General features: G+C 71.3%; 24 protein-coding genes. 7 read left to right on the top strand and 17 right to left on the bottom strand.

Features of this window, described 5'->3' with window-relative positions; translation table 11 throughout:
* Positions 1 to 28: 28 nt before the first annotated feature.
* From ABZS69_RS39430 to ABZS69_RS39355, 16 genes are all read right to left on the bottom strand, one after another.
* Complete coding sequence (locus ABZS69_RS39430) at positions 29 to 376, bottom strand: hypothetical protein (RefSeq protein ID WP_355381230.1); 348 nt, start codon at positions 374 to 376, stop codon at positions 29 to 31.
* The gene (locus ABZS69_RS39425) at positions 373 to 606 is read right to left on the bottom strand and encodes a hypothetical protein (protein WP_355381228.1); all 234 of its coding nucleotides are present in this window, start codon (positions 604 to 606) and stop codon (positions 373 to 375) included. Before ABZS69_RS39425 ends, ABZS69_RS39430 begins: the two co-directional genes overlap by 4 nt.
* A 205-nt stretch (positions 607 to 811) precedes the next feature.
* Positions 812 to 1,306 carry a YkgJ family cysteine cluster protein gene (locus tag ABZS69_RS39420; RefSeq protein WP_355381226.1) on the bottom strand — a complete coding sequence of 165 codons (495 nt, stop codon included), beginning with the start codon at positions 1,304 to 1,306 and terminating at the stop codon, positions 812 to 814.
* A gap of 97 nt (positions 1,307 to 1,403) precedes the next feature.
* Positions 1,404 to 1,685: an HU family DNA-binding protein gene (locus ABZS69_RS39415; protein ID WP_355381224.1), complete on the bottom strand. Its 282-nt coding sequence runs from the start codon at positions 1,683 to 1,685 to the stop codon at positions 1,404 to 1,406.
* A 79-nt stretch (positions 1,686 to 1,764) separates the two neighbouring features.
* The gene (locus tag ABZS69_RS39410) at positions 1,765 to 1,962 is read right to left on the bottom strand and encodes a hypothetical protein (protein WP_355381222.1); all 198 of its coding nucleotides are present in this window, start codon (positions 1,960 to 1,962) and stop codon (positions 1,765 to 1,767) included.
* A 188-nt stretch (positions 1,963 to 2,150) separates the two neighbouring features.
* Positions 2,151 to 2,780: a DUF6349 family protein gene (locus tag ABZS69_RS39405; RefSeq protein ID WP_355381220.1), complete on the bottom strand. Its 630-nt coding sequence runs from the start codon at positions 2,778 to 2,780 to the stop codon at positions 2,151 to 2,153.
* A gap of 5 nt (positions 2,781 to 2,785) precedes the next feature.
* On the bottom strand, positions 2,786 to 3,541 hold the full coding sequence (locus tag ABZS69_RS39400) for a hypothetical protein (protein WP_355381218.1): 756 nt from the start codon (positions 3,539 to 3,541) through the stop codon (positions 2,786 to 2,788).
* Complete coding sequence (locus ABZS69_RS39395) at positions 3,538 to 4,152, bottom strand: hypothetical protein (RefSeq protein WP_355381216.1); 615 nt, start codon at positions 4,150 to 4,152, stop codon at positions 3,538 to 3,540. Before ABZS69_RS39395 ends, ABZS69_RS39400 begins: the two co-directional genes overlap by 4 nt.
* 51 nt (positions 4,153 to 4,203) lie before the next feature.
* Positions 4,204 to 4,470, bottom strand: coding sequence for a hypothetical protein (locus ABZS69_RS39390; RefSeq protein ID WP_355381214.1), 267 nt, complete (start codon positions 4,468 to 4,470; stop codon positions 4,204 to 4,206).
* Entirely contained in the window at positions 4,467 to 5,810 is a 1,344-nt protein-coding gene (locus ABZS69_RS39385) for a hypothetical protein (RefSeq protein ID WP_355381212.1), read from the bottom strand. The genes ABZS69_RS39390 and ABZS69_RS39385 overlap by 4 nt, the downstream gene beginning before the upstream one ends.
* Positions 5,811 to 5,897: 87 nt before the next feature.
* Positions 5,898 to 6,290, bottom strand: a complete 393-nt coding sequence (locus tag ABZS69_RS39380) for a hypothetical protein (RefSeq protein ID WP_355381211.1) — start codon at positions 6,288 to 6,290, stop codon at positions 5,898 to 5,900.
* Between the two features lie 195 nt (positions 6,291 to 6,485).
* On the bottom strand, positions 6,486 to 6,812 hold the full coding sequence (locus ABZS69_RS39375; RefSeq protein ID WP_355381209.1) for a hypothetical protein: 327 nt from the start codon (positions 6,810 to 6,812) through the stop codon (positions 6,486 to 6,488).
* Entirely contained in the window at positions 6,809 to 7,138 is a 330-nt protein-coding gene (locus tag ABZS69_RS39370) for a DUF6011 domain-containing protein (RefSeq protein WP_355381207.1), read from the bottom strand. The genes ABZS69_RS39375 and ABZS69_RS39370 overlap by 4 nt, the downstream gene beginning before the upstream one ends.
* Positions 7,139 to 7,208: 70 nt before the next feature.
* A complete protein-coding gene (locus tag ABZS69_RS39365) occupies positions 7,209 to 7,598 on the bottom strand; it encodes a hypothetical protein (protein WP_355381205.1) in 390 nt (129 codons plus the stop codon).
* Between the two features lie 468 nt (positions 7,599 to 8,066).
* Complete coding sequence (locus ABZS69_RS39360) at positions 8,067 to 9,092, bottom strand: hypothetical protein (protein WP_355381203.1); 1,026 nt, start codon at positions 9,090 to 9,092, stop codon at positions 8,067 to 8,069.
* Positions 9,093 to 9,760: 668 nt separating this feature from the next.
* Positions 9,761 to 9,940, bottom strand: a complete 180-nt coding sequence (locus tag ABZS69_RS39355) for a hypothetical protein (protein WP_355381201.1) — start codon at positions 9,938 to 9,940, stop codon at positions 9,761 to 9,763.
* A 186-nt stretch (positions 9,941 to 10,126) separates the two neighbouring features.
* Between ABZS69_RS39355 and ABZS69_RS39350 the strand changes: the two genes are divergently transcribed.
* Positions 10,127 to 10,279 (top strand): hypothetical protein, encoded by a 153-nt coding sequence (locus ABZS69_RS39350; protein ID WP_355381520.1) that lies wholly within the window; start codon positions 10,127 to 10,129, stop codon positions 10,277 to 10,279.
* Between the two features lie 51 nt (positions 10,280 to 10,330).
* Here ABZS69_RS39350 and ABZS69_RS39345 read toward each other — a convergent pair whose 3' ends face one another.
* A complete protein-coding gene (locus ABZS69_RS39345) occupies positions 10,331 to 11,413 on the bottom strand; it encodes a TetR/AcrR family transcriptional regulator (protein ID WP_355381199.1) in 1,083 nt (360 codons plus the stop codon).
* A 113-nt stretch (positions 11,414 to 11,526) separates the two neighbouring features.
* Between ABZS69_RS39345 and ABZS69_RS39340 the strand changes: the two genes are divergently transcribed.
* The 6 genes from ABZS69_RS39340 to ABZS69_RS39315 all read left to right on the top strand — a co-directional run bounded on the left by ABZS69_RS39340 (position 11,527) and on the right by ABZS69_RS39315 (position 19,286).
* Positions 11,527 to 12,543 (top strand): LacI family DNA-binding transcriptional regulator, encoded by a 1,017-nt coding sequence (locus tag ABZS69_RS39340; protein WP_355381197.1) that lies wholly within the window; start codon positions 11,527 to 11,529, stop codon positions 12,541 to 12,543.
* Positions 12,544 to 12,560: 17 nt separating this feature from the next.
* A complete protein-coding gene (locus tag ABZS69_RS39335) occupies positions 12,561 to 14,639 on the top strand; it encodes a beta-galactosidase (protein ID WP_355381195.1) in 2,079 nt (692 codons plus the stop codon).
* Between the two features lie 31 nt (positions 14,640 to 14,670).
* A complete protein-coding gene (locus tag ABZS69_RS39330) occupies positions 14,671 to 15,396 on the top strand; it encodes a ThuA domain-containing protein (RefSeq protein ID WP_355381193.1) in 726 nt (241 codons plus the stop codon).
* A gap of 8 nt (positions 15,397 to 15,404) precedes the next feature.
* Positions 15,405 to 16,439 (top strand): Gfo/Idh/MocA family oxidoreductase, encoded by a 1,035-nt coding sequence (locus ABZS69_RS39325; protein WP_355381191.1) that lies wholly within the window; start codon positions 15,405 to 15,407, stop codon positions 16,437 to 16,439.
* A 208-nt stretch (positions 16,440 to 16,647) separates the two neighbouring features.
* Positions 16,648 to 18,273, top strand: a complete 1,626-nt coding sequence (locus tag ABZS69_RS39320; RefSeq protein WP_355381189.1) for a PP2C family protein-serine/threonine phosphatase — start codon at positions 16,648 to 16,650, stop codon at positions 18,271 to 18,273.
* Positions 18,270 to 19,286 (top strand): cobalamin-dependent protein, encoded by a 1,017-nt coding sequence (locus tag ABZS69_RS39315; RefSeq protein WP_355381187.1) that lies wholly within the window; start codon positions 18,270 to 18,272, stop codon positions 19,284 to 19,286. Before ABZS69_RS39320 ends, ABZS69_RS39315 begins: the two co-directional genes overlap by 4 nt.
* Positions 19,287 to 19,304 lie beyond the last annotated feature (18 nt).

The following is a 19,304-nucleotide window of genomic DNA, read 5'->3' as shown; positions in this document are numbered from 1 at the left end:
CGACTGGTCGGCCATGGGGCTATCTCTCCTACAGGTCGAAGACGGCGGCGAGCATGTCACGTACCGCTTCCATATCGTCGGCCGACACGGTCCCGAGATGCGCTTCGGGGTCGGCGCCCAGCCAGTCCCGGAGGACTCGCTGGATGTTCCCTGCGTTGACGTAGCGCCTGCCGCCGTGGTCGGGCAGATCGATGGCGACCGTGAGCAGGTCGCCGTCGTCGTGAGACTTCACTTCAAGCGCTGGGATCCAGCGTCGGTTCGGATGGGCGAGGATGCCAGGAGCGGCCACGACGAGGACGGCGCGCTCCCGGTTGATCCCCTTGGGCGAGTAGACGTAGACGCCGCCGTACTCCACCGGGACGGGGGGCTGAGTCACGCGACGTTCTCTCCCCTGTCGTCCGCGGCGACCAGCTCGCGCTCGTCGGTCTCGGCCTGGTCCTCGAAGGAGTCCGCACCGGCCGGGCCGTGGGAGAGGGCGTAGTACCGCAGGGCTTCCTCGGCGTACTGCGAGGGGTTGACACCTTCCCTCTGCGCGGCGGCGGCGACAAGGCGGACGGTCGACTTCTTGAGTGAGTAGGACTGGCTGACCTTCTGCTGCTTACCCATACCCCAACCGTACTCGGTTGTGGGCATTCTTGCGAGGATTCTTAATAAGGCCTGGCACGGGTCGACCAGCACGGCCCGCCGCTTCTTGTGCTGGCGCCTCGGACGTACGTCCTGACGGGGCGCGAGCCGTACGGTATGGCCCGCGCACTCCGTGATGTGGCTACTTTCGAGTGTTGGGTTCGGCGTCGTGCGGGAACGCGGCGCTCTACTGCTTGCGGCCTGGCTGATAGTTGCGGATGAAGTCGGTGTACGCCTGCCGGAACGCGGGATCGGCGAAGCGTCGGGCCAGCCTGCGCCGCTGCTGGTCGATGACCTCAGAGTCCGGCGTGCCGATGGTCAGTGACTCCTGCAGCAGGAGCGCGCCTTCCATGTCAGGCATGAGTCCGCCTTCGGGCCGGCAGCCGTGCTCGCATGCCATGGCCTCGACGGCCCCCCACGCGCGGCAGATGAAGGGCCGGTCCTCGTACACGGTGCAGCGGTTGTCCTTGAGCGCGGGGCAGACGTAGTCGCCGTCGCGGTCGAGCTGGTCGACCGCGTCGTCGTGGTGGGGAATGGTGACGCCGCGGGCGCGGATGCGCTGGCGTTCGCGGGGGTGCATGTCGATGGGGCCGCACGAGTCGGCACACAGGCCCTTGCAGCTTGGCTGCGGTACCTGGGCGTACAGCTCGGCCAGGCGGGCGTCGATGTCGGAGCATCGCACGGGTTCTCCAGGGGTGAGGGCTAGCGGTGAATCGCGAAGGGCGCGAGCCGTGAAGGGGGTACGGCTCGCGCCCCGGGGGTGATTACGGCGCAATCACCTACGCCTTGCGGCCGTTGACGGCGGCCTCGAGGTCGGAGCCCATGTGGAACTTGACGACCTGCTTGGCGGGGACGTGGATCTGCTCACCGGTCGAGGGGTTGCGCGCCTCGCGGGCGGGCTTGTTGACGACCTTGAAGCTGCCGAACTTGGGGATGCCGATGTTCTCGCCGCTGGCGAGGGTGTTGCGGATGACCGCGAGGACGGCGTTGACGGCGAGTTCCGACGTCTTGCGGTCCTGGATGATCTCGTTGACGGCAGCGGTGAGCTGGCCCTTGTTCATGCTGGTTTCCCTTCTGTGTCGGCGATTCAGTATTACGCTAGCGGTTTAGCCAGCGGAATATGACGGGTAGGTCTGGCGGTCAGCGCTCGTGGGCGGGGAACAGCTGGTCAGCGAGCGCGGGCAGCTCGCCCCACGCGCGGCCGCGGTGGTTCCAGTAGTGCACGCGGTCCAGCAGCCACTGGGCGCCCGGGGCGAAGAGGACCTTCACGTGCCCCGGCGCGGCCTTGATGCTGCAGCCGTCCGGGAGGTCGTCGACGGTGACGCCGTTGGCGGCCATCAGGTCGACGGCGATGCAGGCGTGCTTGTCCTGCTCGCCATGGTCCGGGGGAGTAGCCGATGCGGGCGGGGTGGGCGGCGCTGATCTGCGCGAGCTGGCGCAGGAGCTTGCCGTGGTTGATCCTCGTCCTGCGCCGCTTCCTCTTCTCCGGGCGGGCAGAGCGGTCGCCTTCCTGCGGGGGTGTGAGGTCATGAGGCGAGGAGGCGTGCATGGGCTTCCTTTCGGACGGGGTGAGTGTGGGTGAACAGGGTCGGGGCCAGTGACGGCCCGCCGGTCGGGAGGGTCGCCGGGGCTCGGTCGTGGGCGGGCAGGTCGTAACCGCCTCCCGGGGCGCGGCCGGGCAGCGGGCGGCGGTTGGCCGGGTCGCGGCGAATGGTGACGACTGGGCCGCCGCTGTCGAACCAGCCGGGCGGATAGACGGCGGTGACGTCGTTCAGCCAGCGGCGCATCTTGGCCTTGCCGTAGTCCTTGGGCGGCTCGTGGACGGGGGGCAGGTTCCGCCACTGGGGGTGGGTATGGTCGTGGGCGGCCTCGACCGCGTCCAGCACGTGCCCGAAGTCCTGACCGCTCTCCCAGGCGCAGCCCAGGCACGCGCCCCGGAACAGGTGCGGGTGGCGGCCGACCTGGAACAGCACGGTCGGCAGGTGCTTGTCGGCCAGCTGCAGCGGGGCGTTGGCGCGGCCGAGCTGGTTGCCCGGGTGCGTGATGTAGATGGCCCACGCTCCGGCCTGCCGGTCGATGAGCGTCCGGTAGTGCAGCTGCCGGGCGACCGCGCCGCGCGGCTCGGGCGCACTGTTGATTACGCCGCAATCACCCATGCGGGTCACAGGCCCAGGGCGGCGTCAGAGTGGACGTGACCGGAGCCATCCACGACACCGGCCACGTCGTACGGCACCGGGAAGGGCGGCTCATCAGTGAACAGGCCGCCGCCGGCGCTCTCCTCCTCCGGAGCGGGTGGTGGCGGCGGGGTGTAGCGGTCCTCGGGGAAGGACTGGCATGACGGCTTGCACCCCACACCGGCCGGGCTGCCGCAACCCATCTGGCACTCATATGGGTAGAGGGTCTGAGCGCAGATCCAGGTGGCGGCCTCGCGTGCGTAGCGGCTGATCCGCGCTGGTCCGGCATCGCGGCCGGGCAGCGGCGGGGGCGAGATCACGTACGTGGGCCCCTGCACCGTCGCGTTGACGGTGACGTGCGTGATCGGCCCGGCCGGGAACTCGTTCGCGCGTCCGGAGCGCACATCGAGCGTGCTGCCGTCCCTGCCGGGGCGGGTAAACAGCTCCTCGGTGTCCAGCAGGCCGCGCAGGGTCTGCGCAGCCTCCTGCGCAGTAACCATGGACGGCAGGCTGCGGATCAGCGCGGCCTTGACCAGGGCCAGGGAGCGTCGCCCGAAGTGGATCTCGGCCAGGCCGGTCTCTCCCCGGTCGAGCAGGTCGCCGAGGGTGTGCACGTCGTTGCGGCGCAGCAGGTTGTGCACGCCAGCGGGCAGGCCGGGAAGCGCCTCCTCGATGAGGGCCTCGCGCGGCCGGCCGCTGCGCTGGGCGAGTTCGTCGAGCGGCAGATGGGTGTGGTGAGTCACGGTTGTCCTTCCGTAGGGGTGGGCGATTCGGCGGTCAGGACGTGGCGGTTCGCGTCCAGCCAGTCCGCGGTGCGGAAGCGCTGCGCGTTGTCGGGGATGACGGCGACGAGGAAGGCCAGGACGGCACCGGACACGGCGCCCAGGAGGGACGGCAGCAGGTGACGGACGAGCTCGCCGTCGCAGACGCCGAAGATCCGGTCTTCCAGCAGGGTGTAACCGTCCAGGACGACCACTCCGGCGCGCTCGCTGGCGTGGACCAGCTTCGGGCAGGCCAGCAGGGAGAAGACCGCGCAGTCGACATGGAGGCCAGGTTCGAGGGAGTACGGCATGTCCTTCTCGCCGATCATGACCATCGGCCCGGTGAGCGGGTTGCCGCAGGTGCCGCAGAGACGCTGGCGCATACCCTGGCGCTGCCGCATGGAGCAGTTGACGCCGAGCGTGGCGCGGCCCTCGCCAGGGACGCAGTCGCAGATGAGCGTGCGGCCGTACACCGGGTCGAACTCGACGCGTTCTTCGCCGTCTGCCCAGTCGGCGACCCACGGGACGGGGAAGCCGCGTTCGGTGGGGAGGGCCGCGATCTGCGGCGGCGTGGGAGGCAGGAGGCGCTTCATCGTTCTCCTTGATGAGGGGGCGGCGGCCGAGCGGGCCGCCGCCGTGGTGGGCTACTTCGGGATGCGGCGCACCTTGACGTGTGCCTTCGCGGCGCCCTGCTCGATCAGGTGGTCGCGCATGAAGTCGGCGTCCTCGCGGGTGTAGGGGCCGATCCGGACCGTGTCACCGATCGCGCCGACCGCCAGGACGACGAGCTGCCCGGAGGTCTCGAACATGCGACGGCGGGTGTGCCAGTAGTTCGCGGTTTCGGGCGTGGTGGAGTTGAGGCCGGTCTCGTTGATGACGACGCCCCACTCCTGCGGACCGGTCTTGCTCACGCGCTCGCCTCAACCGGCTCGCCCTGCTCGGCGTCCTGCTGCTGCTTGAGGAGGGCGGCCTGGGCGGCGGCGGCCTCCTCCTGCTCGGCCAGTTCGGCGGCGAGCTGCTCGACCTGCTCGCGTAGGATCCGGGCCTTGCGGTCGTGGCCGGCCTTGCGGGAAGGGGCGTGGTAGCGGTCGTGCGCGGCGCGCAGCTCCTCCAGGGCGGGCTGCTTGAGCCAGTGCTGGGTGAGCTGGTGCACAATGGCGCGCACGGCACGCTCGGTCTTGTCGGGCACGCTGGCCGTGTTGTAGCGGCCGGGCCTGCCAACGTACGGGCCGTGCTTGCCGTCAGCGCTGGTGTTGGACGGGTCGTAGACGCCGTCACCGGCGAGCGTGATGGTGTTGACGACGGGCGCGCCCGGCCGGGACCTGTAGCCCTGGTCACACTCGTACTTGCCGGTCTTCGGGTCGTCGCCGTATTGCACGCGCAGGTAGTCTGGGCGGCGGCCGCCGTAGGTGCTGCGGTCGTATTCGAGCGCGTCCAGGCCGATCCAGAACACGCCGACTCGGACGACGGCGTAGCGGGTGCGGCCCTTGTCGTCGTGGGAGACGTGCACGCGTAGCGCCTTGCTGCCCTTCCCGCCTGGCCTGGGGACGCTGACGACGAACGAGTTGACGCCCTCGACCCGGTCGCCGTCCCGGTACGGGTCGTCGCCGAGCTGGCCGAGGATCTCCTCGATGTCGAGGCCGCCCACATTCTTGAGCTGGTTGAACGCCTCCATCAGCACGGCTCCGCGCGAGGGGATGTGCCCGGACTCGGGCAGGTAGACGGGGCAGTCGGGCGGGCAGTCCTGGGGGCCTGTGGTGCGGCACAGGATGCAGGTGACGTTTTCCTTGGGCACTGTCTGGGAGACGTCGTACACGGCGGTGCCGACCAGCCTGCGGTACTTGCCGACGACGACCTCCTCGGTCGTACCGGTCTCGGCGTTCTCCCGCTCCTCCCGGCGCAGGCCCCGATACAGAGACTCCACCCACAGCGGGACGGCGCCCTCGCGGAGCTGGCGGCCCTGCTGATCCCACCACTTCTCGCCCTGCACGCGGGTCGCGTACGGGTCTTGCGCCCACAGCCGCATGCTGTTGGCGAGGGTGTGCCGGTTGTAGTGCTGGAACTGGGCCGCGTACAGCCGGAACTCATCCAGCACGGCGGGGTTGTCACGGATCGCCGCGGCGGCGATCTCAGCGGACGCGGCGGCCCAGGAGTTGCCGACCATCTGCTGCTCGCGCCAGGCGGCGTACTCCTCGGGGGTCATCTTCGCGGCGCGGCCCGTCTTGGGCTGTTCGATGGGTGGACGGATCACGTGTGATGCCTTCCTTATGGCGTTTCGGCTGGTGGGCTGGCTGGCCCGAGGCCCTGGAACGGGCCTGGGGACCAGAGGAGAGAAGGGTTAATCGCTGGCTTTTTCGCTAGCGAATATGGCGATCACGTCGCTGTGGCGCGTGATGACCTGGTGCTCGTGACGGCACTCGCGATGGCGCAGGATGCGGTCCCACGCTCTGGCGGCGCTCTGCCAGGTGGTGAACGACAGCTCCACCTCGCCGCCGGCGCAGACGACGCACCACCAGCCGAGGCGGGGCCGCCCGGCGGGGTCCGCGCTGGATAGGCCGCCCCGGCGGAGCTCTATCATGCAGGCGTCCAGTCTTATGGCGAGGCGTTCTGGGGCGTCATGCTTGCCCCAGAACGCGGGCAGCGGCGTGACCTCCAGGTATTCGCCGGTCGGCCCGTACGGGCGAACATCCGCGAGGCGGTAGCCGATGACCTTCGGCCTGCGGTTCTTCACGACGGCTCCTTTCCGAGCAGGTCGTCCGGGCATCCAGATGTGCGAGCACTGGCCTCGCGCAGGCCGAAGCGCCAGTCCGGGTTGTGACTGATCAATGCCACGACGGAACTGAGCTGGCAGGCGGGACTGCACCCGCATGGCCAGTCCTGTTCGCGGGGCAGGATGAGCGGCCCCCACGTCTACTCCTGCGCTGGCTTAGCCATCGGTGCTCGCCTTCCTCTTCCCGGCAGGCTGTTCGGCGAGGGCCGCAATGACGGCGGCCTCGACGGTGTTGTGGCGCGGGCTCATGGAGACCTTGCCGGTCAGCCACTCGCCGCGCGAGTAGTAGCCGGGCAGGCGCAACTCCTTGCACACCTGGCCGTATCTGCCGTCCGCCGTGTAGTACTCGGCAGCGATCACGTCGCGGTTGTAGGCGCAGAAGCGGGGGCTGGGCAGGATGCGCAGTACGCCCACGTCGGTCTCCGACAGCGGGGCGGTGGAGTCGCGCAGGACCTTCGTGATGTGGCCGCCGAAATCATTCACTGGCCGGTCGCCTCCTTGATCCGCTTCTCGCAGACCGGCCCGATCGCCTTGGCGATCGACTCCTGGCGAGTAAGGGCGCGGCCACACATGCAGCAAAAGTGGTGCTTCTCGCCGAACTCGACGGCGTCCTCCAGGGTGATGTGCAGCTCGGGCGCGAGCCGGTCGATCACGTCCAGAGTCACCATGCGGCGGTAGAGCTTGCCGCGGCGGACTTCCAGCCGCTTGATGTCCTGCCTGCCGGAGTAGCGGCGGCTGTTCTTGACCGCGTACAGACGGCCGTCGAGCTTGTAAACGCCGGGCTTGAGCGTCGTGGATGCGGTGGTCACAGGTGCGGTGCCTCGTTTCGGTGAGGGGGCGCGGTCCCCTGGTGGGACCGCGCGGGTGATGACGGCGTAATCAACAGGCGTCGCCATGCGGGGCGACGAGCTGCACGGTGCGGGTGAGGCCCGGGTACTTGCGGCTGTGCTGGGTGACGTCCACGGAGTTGTCCATCCAGTAGGTCTTGTTGCCGTCCTGCCACTCCGGGTGGATCTCGCGCATGTGGTGGCAGTACGCCCGGTACCGCTGGTGCAGGCGGTAGACGCGGGCGAAGTCCTCCTTCGTCAGGCGCAGGTGTGTGCGCTGCCACAGCCAGTAGTCGCCGTGGTCGTCGGGTGCGGTCAGCCAGTAGCCGTCCACCGAGCGGCGCCAGCCGTGCTGGTGGGTGTTCTCCGACAGCCAGCGCAGCACATCGGTGGCGCTGCGGAACTCCTTGGTCTGGTTGGCCCAGTACGTGGCGGTGATCATCGGGGTTCTCTCCCGGGAGGATGGTGGCGGGCAGGTCGGTGGGGGCGGTTGGGCGTACGGGTGGGGGCGGTGGGTGATTACGCCGCAATCAGATGGGCGCTGGGCAGGTCCGGCAGGGCGGCGCGGATGGGGCCCTGCTGTACGGCGCGCATCGCGTCGAACAAGGTGCAGCCGTCGAGCATCGCGTGCAAGACCGCCTCCTCCGCCAGCCGGGGGCCCCAGAGGGGGACGGTGCAGATGGTGGCGATGAGTGCCTGGCGGACGTGTCCGTACGGGCCGGGGTCGTGGGCGAGCTTCTGGTCGTCGGCGGCGTTGAGCAGGCGCAGCGTCTCCAGCAGGTGCTCGGCGAGGCCGCGGGTGGTGGTGTCCGTGCTGGTGTTCAGGGGGAAAGGCTCCGTTCGGGTGTCGAGGGGGTGGCTCCCCGCCGGGTGACGGGAAGTAGGCTGGCGGTTCCGCTAGCGAGATTGGCTAGTGGCCGGTGTTGGAGCAGACGGGCTCGCCGCCGGTGGCGCGGGTGGTCGCGTGGGTGTCGCAGGTGCGGCAGGTGGCTCGCTCCCGGATCATGGCGAGTGCGTCGGTGATCCCGCTGCACGCCTCGGCGAACAGCCGCTCCTTGCACAAGGTGTCGGCGTCGCCCAAGGTGGGGACCCGTTCGAAGACGAGCCACTCGTCGACGGCCGCACGGGCGGCCGGGAGGAGGATCTCCTGGATGTCGTCGCGGGTGAGGCCGTAGGTGTCGGAGTTGTCGAAGCTCTCGACCGCGACGTGCACGGCACACACGACCGCCCTGGCGAGCGAGCCCCGCTCGTCCAGGACGGGCCGCCCAACCTCGTAGTGCCTCACCGGGCGGCCGGCAGCGTAATCGATGGCGGCGACAGTGGTGGGGTCGGCGGGGGTGACCTCGTGGAACTCGCCGCCGAAGTCGTCGGCGGCCGGGTCGCCCTCGCCGACGACGAGCCATCCGTGCTGGTCGAGCAGCTCGGCCACGTAGGGGGCGGGCTCGTCGGCGGGAACGCCGGTGTCGAGGACGGCTGCGACACGGTTGGTGGGGGCGAGTTCCGGCGTGCCGTCCTCGTCGTAGGTGGGCTGGGCCTCGGTGATGACCACGAGGTGGGTGCCGGTGACGAGTTCGCCGGTGGCGGTGTGCCACTTGCCCGCCTCGGTCGTGGCCTGTGCGAGGTAGCGGATCCCGGGCGGTGGGAGGAGGATCCAGCCTTCAGCGTCGAGCTCCTTGCACAGCCTCGGCAGGAAGTCGCCCAGTGCGCCGTCGAGGTCGGGGATGTAACAGGTGTCGCCCATCTCCAGGGCATCGACGTCGGCGTAGCGATCGGGAGCGCCGGGGGCGTAGAAGTCGGCCGGGGAGTCGGTGCCGTAGAAGTGGGTCATCCAGACTGGGCCGAAGTTGTCCGGCTGCCCCCTGTGGTCGATCTCGAAGTGCTTGATCTCGATCTGCCCATTGGCCGGGTTGGTACGGGTGTAGAGCCAGGTGGTCATGCCGCTCCTTCGTGGGCGTTTCCGCTGGTCATATGGGGTTTTGGTGGTGCGGGTGATCAGCGTTGCAGAGTCGCTCAAGATTCGCAACGACTTCTAGGGGAAGATCCACACGACCCCCCGGGAGCGTCTCAGATCGACACAGAGCGCACGAACTCCCGACCGCACCCGAACTCCCGAATCACGATCAAAACCTGTCAGCGACCAGCACAGAAGTGCAGACGATCACTCCAACTACTAAGCTCGCTTGACCCACGCGACCGTAGCTCCACACAACAGACAACCCGAAAGTACCCACCATGCTGCCTGGCTGGCCAGAGGATTCATCTCGGCTGGACGCTCAGCCTTCCGTGTCCTCACGGCTGGCGTAGGAGGTAGATCGCGACCATGCCGGACCACTCTCTCCAGCAGCGCCACCACTTCCTCATCGGACAATCTGTTGTCGCTAATTGCCTCGGCCACAGTCGCGCCGTCTGCGAGCTGCGCATGCGCTCGCAGCACCTGAGGCGCGAAATGCAGAAGGCTTTGTCTTGCCCGGATCTCGCCAAGGATCTCGGCCGCCGTGACGAGTTCGAGCACGCTCTCCCCCGCTCGGCGGGATCGAGGTCAGGCGCAGCAACCTTCTCAACCAGTTCCCGAACTTGAGCCTCTTGTTTTTTTGTTTGATCTGTCTACGCGAAGTCGAACTGCCCAAAGGGCGTGGGGATAGAGGTAACGCGATCGATCAAACGGCCGAACGCATCACGATGTCTGCGCATGATCAGCCATACCGCGAGCACGATTGCGATGGGCCACGCGATCGCGCCGATGAGGCCGCCAATGGCTTCGATGAGCTTCGCCCACTCCTCCACAGCGCGAGTCTGTCGCTGCTGGCCCCGAGCCGCATCCGGTTCGGGGCCGTCGGATCATGATCAACCTGGCCCGTTGAGATCGAACGGTCACACGCTCTCTCCACGCGCGCATGGGCCGTCCATGGGCCGCCTGTGGGCCGTTTCAGACCCTAATACGGCCTAACGCAGCCAACCGCAACCAACCGCATTTCCACAGCTCAGCAGCAATGCAGCCGATGTGTCGGCAGGTCGCAAAACCCTAGGAGGCAGAACACCGCCTACAACCAGCCGCCGCACACGAGCTTCTTCATCGGCGACGGCATGCCGACCCCGCCCAGGCCGAACATCTACGTCCGCTGACGGCCCGTGTCCTGGGGGCGCCCGGCCTGCCGGCGGGCGCCCCCGGTCCGTTCAGGATCTCGTCGTGGTCGAGTCGCCCGCGATCGCCGCGGCGTGGGCGGCGCCCCGGCCGCCGGCGCGGGCGATGATCCTGCCTGCCTGTACGCGTACCGCGGCCTCGGTGGCGTCGTCCGCGTGCGGGACTCCGGCGGCCGCGGCGACGGCGGCGTGCTCGTCGATGACCAGGCGCAGGCCGGGCAGGGGGTCCGCGCCGAACACCCGCCGCAGGCCCCCGGCGAGGTCGCCGAGCCTGAGCCGGACGAGACGCCCCGTTTCGGCGGGATCGCCCGTCACCACGGCGATGGTGATCCGATCCCCCGGGCGGGCGGCGCGCACGGCCTCCTCGGCGGCCTCCAACCGGCCGGTCCCCAGGACGGCGATCACGCCGTCGGCGTCCAGCCCGGCGGGGCGGCCGGTGAGCTCGTCGGGCAGCTCGGCGGGCGGCTTCCAGGTCTCCTGGACGGCCCGCGCGGGGGTGACGTAGGGCAGGTGCGGCGGGGCCCACGTGTCGGCGAGGTCGAGGGTGGCCAGGTGGCGGCAGGCGTGTGCCACGTCGAAGGGGTCGCCGAAGCCCGGCGCCGTGTCGGCCAGGTGGGCGGCCCCGCCCAGCAGGGTGAGGACCAGCTCGGCCAGGCGCACCCGCCGCGCCTGGCGCGGGGCGCACGGCTCCAGCGCGAACGCGAGCAGCCGCGCCTCCAGACCGGCGATCCGCGCCAGCGCGCCGCGGCCGGGTTCGTCGTCGAACACGCCGGCCAGCGAGCGCAGCTGCAGCTTGCCCCCGGCGGGGGTGTCGCCGGTCAAGGGCAGCCGTTCGAGCCACCCGCGCGCGAACGTGCCCAACGCCTCGGCCACGCCCGACGGCGGCGGGCCCTCGGCCGGCTCCGCGGGCCCGATCGAGTCGACCAGGACCGCCAGGTAGAGGGCGCGCTTGCCGGGGAAGTTCGAGTAGACCGCGCCGCGGGTCAGCTCGGCCCGCTCCGCGATCCGGTCGACCTTGGCGTCGGCGTATCCGCGCTCGGCGAACTCCGCTCTCGCCGCCGCCAGCACGGCCGCTCGGGTGCGTTCCTGCTGCTGCGCCCGGGTCAGCCTGGCCATCGAAACACGCTCCCGCCATTCAGATGTTCACATCATCCGAAAGGATAGCGCCCGCTCTTGACATCGGGGCCCCCGCCGACGAGTCTGACTACGTAGTCATAAGGAGCCCGCCGATGTCCGACGCCAAGCGCAGGCCCCCGAGCAGCACCGACGTCGCCGCCCTGGCCGGCGTGTCGCAGAAGACGGTCTCACGGGTGCTCAACGGCGAGCCGTACGTCAGCGAAGAGGTCCGCGAGCGGGTGCTGGCGGCGGCGCGCGAGCTCGGCTACCGCCGCAACGCCGCCGCCCGGGCGCTGCACCTGGGCCGCTTCCACCGCATCGGGGTGGCCTCCATCGGCAGCTCGCTCTACGGCCCGTCGTCCCTGCTCGTCGCGTTGGAGCGGCGGGCCAGGGAGATCGGGTACGCGTTCACCGTGTCTTTCACGGGCGAGGGCGACGGCGTCTCGAACGCGGTCGATTCCCTGCTGGCCCAGGGCGTGGACGCCGTCGTGGTCTCCGATCCGATGGATGTGGGCCAGGAACTGCGCATCGACCCGGACGTGCCCGTGCTGAGCTTCCGGCCGATCCCCGGGCTCGACGGGCCGCGCGTGGTGGTCACCGGCCCGTCCGGCGTGGACGCGGGCAGGCAGGCGACCGAGCACCTGCTCCGGCTGGGCCACGCCACCGTCCGGCACGTCGCGGGGCCGCACCGGTGGTGGGCGGCGCGCGACCGGGCGCGCGGCTGGCGGGAGGCGCTGGCCGCCGCCGGGGCCCCCGAGCCGCCGGTGCTGGAGGGCGACTGGTCCCCGGCGTCCGGGTACGCGGCGGGCCGGGTGCTGGCGGCGGACCCGGAGGTCACGGCGGTGTTCGCGGCCAACGACGACATGGCGATCGGCGTGCTGCGCGCGCTGGCCGAGGCCGGTCGCGCGGTGCCCGGGGAGGTGAGCGTGGTCGGCATGGACGACATCCCGGCCGCGGCGTACCTGTCGCCGCCGCTGACCACCGTCCGCCAGGACTTCGAGGCCCTCGCCCGCCACGGCCTCGCGCTGCTCGCCGCCGAGATCGAGCGCTCCTCCGGCGGGCCCGCCCCCGGCGACCTGCCCGCGCACCTCGTGGTGCGCGGATCGACCGCACCTGCCACGCAGCCGTGACAAGGAAGGGAACACCAGTGCCGCGAGTACTCTTCGGCGCCGCCTACTACCCCGAATACCACCCCGCCGACCTGCTGAAGACCGACCTGGACCTGATGGCGGAGGCGCGCTTCTCGGTGATCCGGGTCGGCGAGTCGGTCTGGTCCACCTGGGAGCCCGAGAACGGCCGCTTCGACCTCGACTGGCTGCAGCCGGCGCTGGACGGCGCGCATGAGCGCGGCATCGGGGTCATCCTGGGCACGCCGACGTACGCGCTGCCGCCGTGGCTGGCCAGGCTCTACCCGGAGATCGCCGGTGAGCGGGTCAGCGGGCAGCGCATCGGCTGGGGCGCCCGCCAGGAGATGGACTTCACGCATCCGGCGTTCCGCTTCCACGCCGAGCGGATCACCCGCAAGGTCGTCGAGCGGTACGCCGGCCACCCGTCGGTCATCGGCTTCCAGGTCGACAACGAGCCGGGGCTGCACCTGCTGCACAACCACGGCGTGTTCCAGCGGTTCGTCGACTGGCTGCGCGGCCGGTACGGCGACGTGGAGACGCTCAACCGGGAGTGGGGCCTGGTCTACTGGTCGCACCGGCTGTCGGACTGGGCCGACCTGTGGCGGCCGGACGGCAACGCCCAGCCGCAGTACACGCAGGCGTGGCGGCGTTTCCAGGCCGACCAGGTGACCGAGTTCATCGCCTGGCAGGCGGACATCGTGCGCGAGTACGCCCGTCCGGAGCAGTTCGTGACCACGTGCATCGCCTACGACCGGCCGGGGGTGGCCGACGACGAGCTGACCCGCCGGCTCGACGTCACCGCGGGCAACCCGTACTACACGATGCAGGACGGCCTCGCGCATCCCGCGCCGCAGGACGGGCCGCAGAGCTGGATGACCAGGAGCACCTGGGCGCTGTACCTCAGCGCGGACCGGATGTTCTCCTCGCGCCAGGAGCCGTTCCTGGTGACCGAGACGAACGCGCAGGCCATCGGGCCGTCCTGGGTGAACCTGCCCGCTTACGACGGCCAGTGGCGGCAGGCCGCGTGGGCGCTCGTCTCCCGGGGCGCCTCCATGATCGAGTACTGGCAGTGGCGGACGCTGGTGTTCGGCACGGAGACGTACTGGGGCGGGGTGCTGCCGCACAGCGGGCGGCCGGGGCGCGCGTACCGGGAGATCGCCAGGATCGGGGCCGAGCTGGAGACGGCGGGCGAGCTGGTCGAGGGGCTGATCCCGGACGCGGACGTCGCGCTGCTCTACTCCACGCCGAGCAAGTGGGCGCTGAGCGCCCAGCCCGCGCTCGGGCGGCCGGACGGCGGGCCGGACGAGCGCTCCTACCAGGGCATCTTCGAGCCGTTCTACCGTGGCGCGTTCGACGCCGGCTGCCAGGTGCGGGTGGTGCACGCCGCCCAGGCGGTCGCGGAGGACCCGGCCGCGCTGGCCGCGCGGCACCCGGTGCTGGTGGCCGCCGGGCTGTACGTGGCCGACGACGCCACGCTGGACCGGCTGACGGCGTACGCGGCGGCGGGCGGCCATCTCGTGCTCGGCCCGCGCACCGGCTACGCCGACGCCGAGGCCCGGGCCCGCAGGGACGTCCAGCCGGGCCGGCTCGCCGAGGCCGCGGGCGCCTGGTACGACGAGTTCAGCAACCTGAACGAGGACGTGCCGGTCAGGGGGACGGGATTCCCGGAGGGCGCGGCGGGCACCCGGTGGGCGGACGGCCTGCAGGCGGACGGCGCGGAGGTGCTGGCCGGTTACGAACACCCGCACTTCGGGCGGTTCGCGGCGATCACCACCCGCGCGCATGGGCAGGGCCGGATCACCTATGTCGGCACCGTCCCCAACGCGGCGCTGGCCGAGGCCCTGTTCCGCCGGCTCGTGCCGGCGCCCGGCCCCTGGTCGGACCTGCCGCCCGGCGTCACCTCGACCGGCGCCACCGCGCGCGACGGGCGGCGGATCCGTTTCCTGCACAACTGGGCGTGGGAGCCCGCGTCGGTGCGGGTACCGGTCCCGGTGCGGGATGTGCTCGACGGCTCCGCCCACGAGGCCGGCGCCGAGTTGCCACTGGGGCCGTGGGACGTGCGGGTGCTGTCGGAGACGGCGGGCGGCGACGTACGCTGATCTTGCGCCCGTACGGCCAGGAAGGAAACGCATGGCGGTCAACGTCACTGTCTGGAGCGAGAACTACCACGAGCCGCGCGAGGAGGCGGTGCGCCGCATCTATCCCGACGGCATGCACGGCGCCATCGCGGAGGGGCTGACCGAGCTGCTGGGCGACCGGGTGCGCACCCGCACCGCCGTGCTCGCCGAGCCCGAGCACGGCCTGACCGACGAGGTTCTGGCGAGCACCGACGTGCTGACCTGGTGGGGCCACATGGCGCACGAGGAGGTCGACGACAAGGTCGTCGAGCGCGTGCGGCGGCGCGTGCTGGGCGGCATGGGCCTGCTGGTGCTGCACTCGGCCCACTACTCCAAGATCTTCCGCGCGCTGATGGGCACCACCTGCACGATCAACTGGCGTGACGCCGGCGAGCGAGAGCTGGTCTGGACGGCCGCGCCCGGCCACCCGATCGCCCAGGGTGTGCCCCAGCCGCTGGTCATCGAGCGGCAGGAGACCTACGGCGAGCCGTTCGGCATCCCGGAGCCCAACGAGCTGGTGTTCATCAGCAACTTCAGCGGCGGCGAGGTGTTCCGCAGCGGCTGCTGCTTCCGCAGGGGCCTGGGCAAGATCTTCTACTTCAGCCCCGGCGACCAGGAATATCCCGTCTACTACCACCCCGACGTGCGGCGGGTGCTGGCCAACGCCGTCCTGTGGGCCGCCCCGCCGGACGGCGTGCGCGAGCCGCTCCAGAACGTCCACACCCCCATCCAGTGGTAGGAGGCCGCGTGACCTTCGACATCGTGAAGGAGGACAGGCCGCTGCGCGGCGTCGTGGTCGGCGCGGGCTACATCGGCGGCCAGTGGGCGCCCGAGCTGCTCGCCCACCCCGGCACCGAGCTGGTGGGCTGGGTGGACGTGGCAGAGGAGCGGGCCCGCGAGTCCGCCGCCGCGCTCGGCCTCGACGACCTGCCCGTCAGCGCCTCGCTGACCGCCGTGCTCGACGGCGAGGAGCCCGATTTCATCGTCAACTGCACCGTCCCCCAGGCCCACCACGACGTGACGGTCACGGCGCTGCGGCGCGGGGTGTCGGTGCTGAGCGAGAAGCCCATGGCGGTCACCCTGGACGAGGCCCGCTCCATGGTCCGGGCGGCCGACGAGGCGGGGCGGCTGTTCGCGGTCAACCAGAACCGCCGCTTCATGCAGACCCTGGTGGCCTTCCGGCGCACGGCCGCCGACCTGGGGCCGCTGGGGGTGCTGACCTCGGAGTTCTTCATGCCGTACCGCGGGCCGGCCTTCCTGGGGACGCTGGAGCACCCGCTGTTACAGGACATGGCGATCCACCTGTTCGACGCGGCGCGGGCCGTGTCGGGGGCGGATCCCGTGTCCGTCTACTGCGAGTCGTTCCGGCCCTCGTGGACGTGGTATCCGGGGGCGTGCTCGGCCACCGCGATCTTCGAGATGACCGGCGGGCTGCGGTACACGTTCGCCGGGAGCTGGTCGGCGCCGGGCCACGCGACGTCGTGGACGGGCAGCTGGCGGGCCTCCGGCCCCCACGGCACGGCTCGCTGGGACGGCAAGGGCGACCCCACGGCGGAGGCGGCCGAGGGGCACGTGGTGCGGCCGCATCCGCCGGAGGCCGACGCGTTCCCCGGTCGCCGGCGCTTCCAGGGGCTGGCCGAGGGGCTGGAGGAGTTCGTGACGGGGCTGCGTACGGGGCGGGCGCCGCAGGGCGAGTGCCACGACAACATCCGCAGCCTGGCCATGGTCACCGCGGCCCTGGAGTCGGCCCGCACGGGCACGCGGGTGCCAATCACGCTGTGACACGCTACGGGGGCGGCGCGGCCCCCGTGGCGAGTCAGCCGAGCTTGAGCAGTAGCGGCGACGGGGACCTTCGGCGTCCCTCCGGTGGGCGAGCAGTCGATTACTCAACGTAGCCGTGCGCCTCGCGTGCCAGGGGTGGCCAGCGGGGGTGAAAGATACTGCAAAGAACCACATGACGTGACGAAGGCCACGGCCCACAGCCCGTAGAGTGGCGAATCTGGAGAGGGGTCTGGGGCGAGGCACGATCGGGATGGTGTGGGAAGACGCGCCGTACCCGATGCTGGCGGTCGACATCGCCGGCATCATCGAGCAGGCGAACGGGGCGGCCCGGCTGCTGCTCGTCGGCGCGGCCGCCGGCGTACCGCTGGCGCGGGTCGCCCCGGCCTGGCTGTCACGGGCCCACCGCGAGGTCTGCGCCGGGCTCCATGCCGATCAGAGGGCCCGCGGGCCGGTCGGCGGGCCGGTGTTCGAGGCACATCCCGTGCACGCCGACCGTGAGCGGGTCATGTGGTGGCTCGTCGACGTCGACGATCATCAGCGGGCCGTCACGGAACTGCGGGCCGAGCGGGAGTGGACGGCGTTCATGGTGGAGGCGTCCGTCGAGCTGCTGTCGTCGCTGAACCTGGAGCGTTGCCTGGAGGCGACCGCGCGCCTGGCCGCCCGGCGGCTCGCCGACGCCGCGGTGGTCGTCATGCCGCTGGCCCCTCGTCAGTACACGATCGTCCACTGCGACCCGCGGGGTGAGGTGTCCCGCGAGCGCGCGTCCATCGATCCCCGTACGGTCCCCGGGCTCGCGGAGGCGCTGCAGGGCTTCCCACCGGCGCCCACCCGGTGGAGCGATCCGGCCGAGGCGCCCGCCTGGGTGCTGCGCGACCAAGGTGGCGAGGTGGGCTCGGTGGCGGTGACCGCGCTGCCCGGCCATGGCCTGCCCGCGGGCGCGCTGGTGCTGCTGCGCCGTACCCCTCGGGCGGGTTTCTCGAACGCCGAGAAGGTGTTCGCGCCGCTGTTCACCGCGTGGGCCGGCGCGGCGATCTCGGCCGCGCGGCTGTACGCCGAGCAGGCGGCCATCGCCGAGACCCTGATGGCCGAGCTGCTGCCGCCCGCGGCCCCGCCGCTGGAGGGCGTGGAGCTGGCGGCCCGCTACCGGCCCGCGGGCGACAGCGAACGCATCGGCGGCGACTTCTACGACGTGCATCCCGTGGGCGGCTCCGGCCGGGAGTCGCTGGTGGTGCTCGGCGACGTGTCCGGCAAGGGCCTCGATGCCGCCGTGCTCACCGGCAAGATCCGCAACATCCTGCGCGCCCTGGTGCCGCTGGCCGACGACCACCATCGGATGCTCGAACTGCTGAACTGCGTGCTGCTCACGCACAGCGACCCGACGCGCTTCGTCACGCTCGTCCTGGCCTCGATCGAGCGCCGCGCGGACCAGGTCGGGTTGCGGCTGACCAGCGCCGGGCACCCGCCGCCACTGATCGTGCGGAACGACGGCCGCGTGGAGCCGGTCCGCGCCGCGGGCACGCTGATCGGCCTGGTGGACCACATCACCAGCGCCACCGAGTCGGTGCTGCTGGAGCCCGGCGAGACGTGCCTGCTCTACAGCGACGGCATCGTCGAGGCCAGGGGCGGGCCGCTCGGCGACGAGTTCTTCGGCGAGGAGCGGCTGTGCGAGCAGCTCCGGCAGTGCGCCGGCATGCCTCCCGAAGCCCTGGCCGATCGCGTCCAGATGCTGGCCTGCCAGTGGGTCGGCGGTGGCGAGCACGACGACATGGCGGTCGTCGCCATCACCGCGCCCCGCGAGACGTCTCACCCCGTGGCCGAACCTCGGCTGCCATGAGACACGATGTCGGGGAACGCGTCGAGACGTTGTGGGCGGCGGCGACGGCCGGGGACGAGTACGCCGCCGCCGACGTGGCGCTGGGCGCGCTCGACGCCGGGATACCGATGGAGACCCTGCTGCTGGACGTCGTCGCCGCGGTGCAGTCGCGCGTCGGCCTGGAGTGGGCGGCCAACCGCATCTCGATCGCCCAGGAGCACACCGTCACGGCCGTCAACGAGCGCGTGCTCGCCGCCCTGGCCCATCTGCCCTCCGTGCGGGGGAATCCGGAGCCGGGCAGGGGCCGCATCACGGTGGCCTGCGTCCAGGGTGAGTGGCACGCGTTCCCGGCGCGCCTGCTGGCCGAGGTGCTGCGCCTGCGCGGCTGGCACGTCGACTACCTGGGGGCGCAGGTGCCCACGCCACACCTGGTCGCCCACCTGCACCGGACGAACCCGGACGCGGCGGCGCTGTCCGGCTCGCTCGCGCCCCGGCTGCCCGCCGCGCACGCGGCGATCACGTCGTGCCAGGCGGTGGGCACGCCGGTGCTGGCCGGTGGCGCCGCCTTCGGCCCGGACGGGCGCTATGCCCGCCTGCTCGGAGCCGACGCCTGGGCCCCCGACGCGGGTGCCGCCGCCGACCTCCTGGCCGGCGGGCCGCCGTCGCGCCGGCCCGCGCCCGGCCGGGCGCCGCACCTGGCCGGCCCCGAGTACGCCGCCCTCACCGGGTCCGCCGCGGACCTGGTGAGAGGCATCGTGGCAGAGATGGCGCCGGGTCGCGTGGAGCACCGGCTCGGACACCCTGCCGAGGACGTCGCGTCCGTCGTCGACCACCTCCGGGCGGCCCTGTACGTCGACGACCCCGGACTGTTCTCCTCCTTCGTGAGCTGGATGGCGGAAGTCCTCACGGCGCGCGGCGGCGTCCCGGCGCGCGTGCTGCTGCCCGTCCTGGAGGCGCTGACCGAGCGCCTGCCCGGCTCCCCCCGCGCCCTCGTCATGCTGGAGAGGGCGTGCGACGTGGCGCGGCGTCATTGAAGGTCCGCGGGGGCCGGG

Source organism: Nonomuraea sp. NPDC005650, from assembly GCF_040605375.1.
GTDB lineage: Bacteria > Actinomycetota > Actinomycetes > Streptosporangiales > Streptosporangiaceae > Nonomuraea.
This window is presented reverse-complemented; position numbering and strand designations above follow the sequence as displayed.

Coding starts and splice junctions, on each gene's coding strand:
- ABZS69_RS39425 (WP_355381228.1), bottom strand. CDS start 606: ATGGGTAAGCAGCAGAAGGTCAGCCAGTCCTACTCACTCAAGAAGTCG.
- ABZS69_RS39415 (WP_355381224.1), bottom strand. CDS start 1,685: ATGAACAAGGGCCAGCTCACCGCTGCCGTCAACGAGATCATCCAGGAC.
- ABZS69_RS39410 (WP_355381222.1), bottom strand. CDS start 1,962: ATGGCCGCCAACGGCGTCACCGTCGACGACCTCCCGGACGGCTGCAGC.
- ABZS69_RS39405 (WP_355381220.1), bottom strand. CDS start 2,780: ATGGGTGATTGCGGCGTAATCAACAGTGCGCCCGAGCCGCGCGGCGCG.
- ABZS69_RS39395 (WP_355381216.1), bottom strand. CDS start 4,152: ATGAAGCGCCTCCTGCCTCCCACGCCGCCGCAGATCGCGGCCCTCCCC.
- ABZS69_RS39365 (WP_355381205.1), bottom strand. CDS start 7,598: ATGATCACCGCCACGTACTGGGCCAACCAGACCAAGGAGTTCCGCAGC.
- ABZS69_RS39360 (WP_355381203.1), bottom strand. CDS start 9,092: ATGACCACCTGGCTCTACACCCGTACCAACCCGGCCAATGGGCAGATC.
- ABZS69_RS39345 (WP_355381199.1), bottom strand. CDS start 11,413: ATGGCCAGGCTGACCCGGGCGCAGCAGCAGGAACGCACCCGAGCGGCC.
- ABZS69_RS39340 (WP_355381197.1), top strand. CDS start 11,527: ATGTCCGACGCCAAGCGCAGGCCCCCGAGCAGCACCGACGTCGCCGCC.
- ABZS69_RS39330 (WP_355381193.1), top strand. CDS start 14,671: ATGGCGGTCAACGTCACTGTCTGGAGCGAGAACTACCACGAGCCGCGC.
- ABZS69_RS39315 (WP_355381187.1), top strand. CDS start 18,270: ATGAGACACGATGTCGGGGAACGCGTCGAGACGTTGTGGGCGGCGGCG.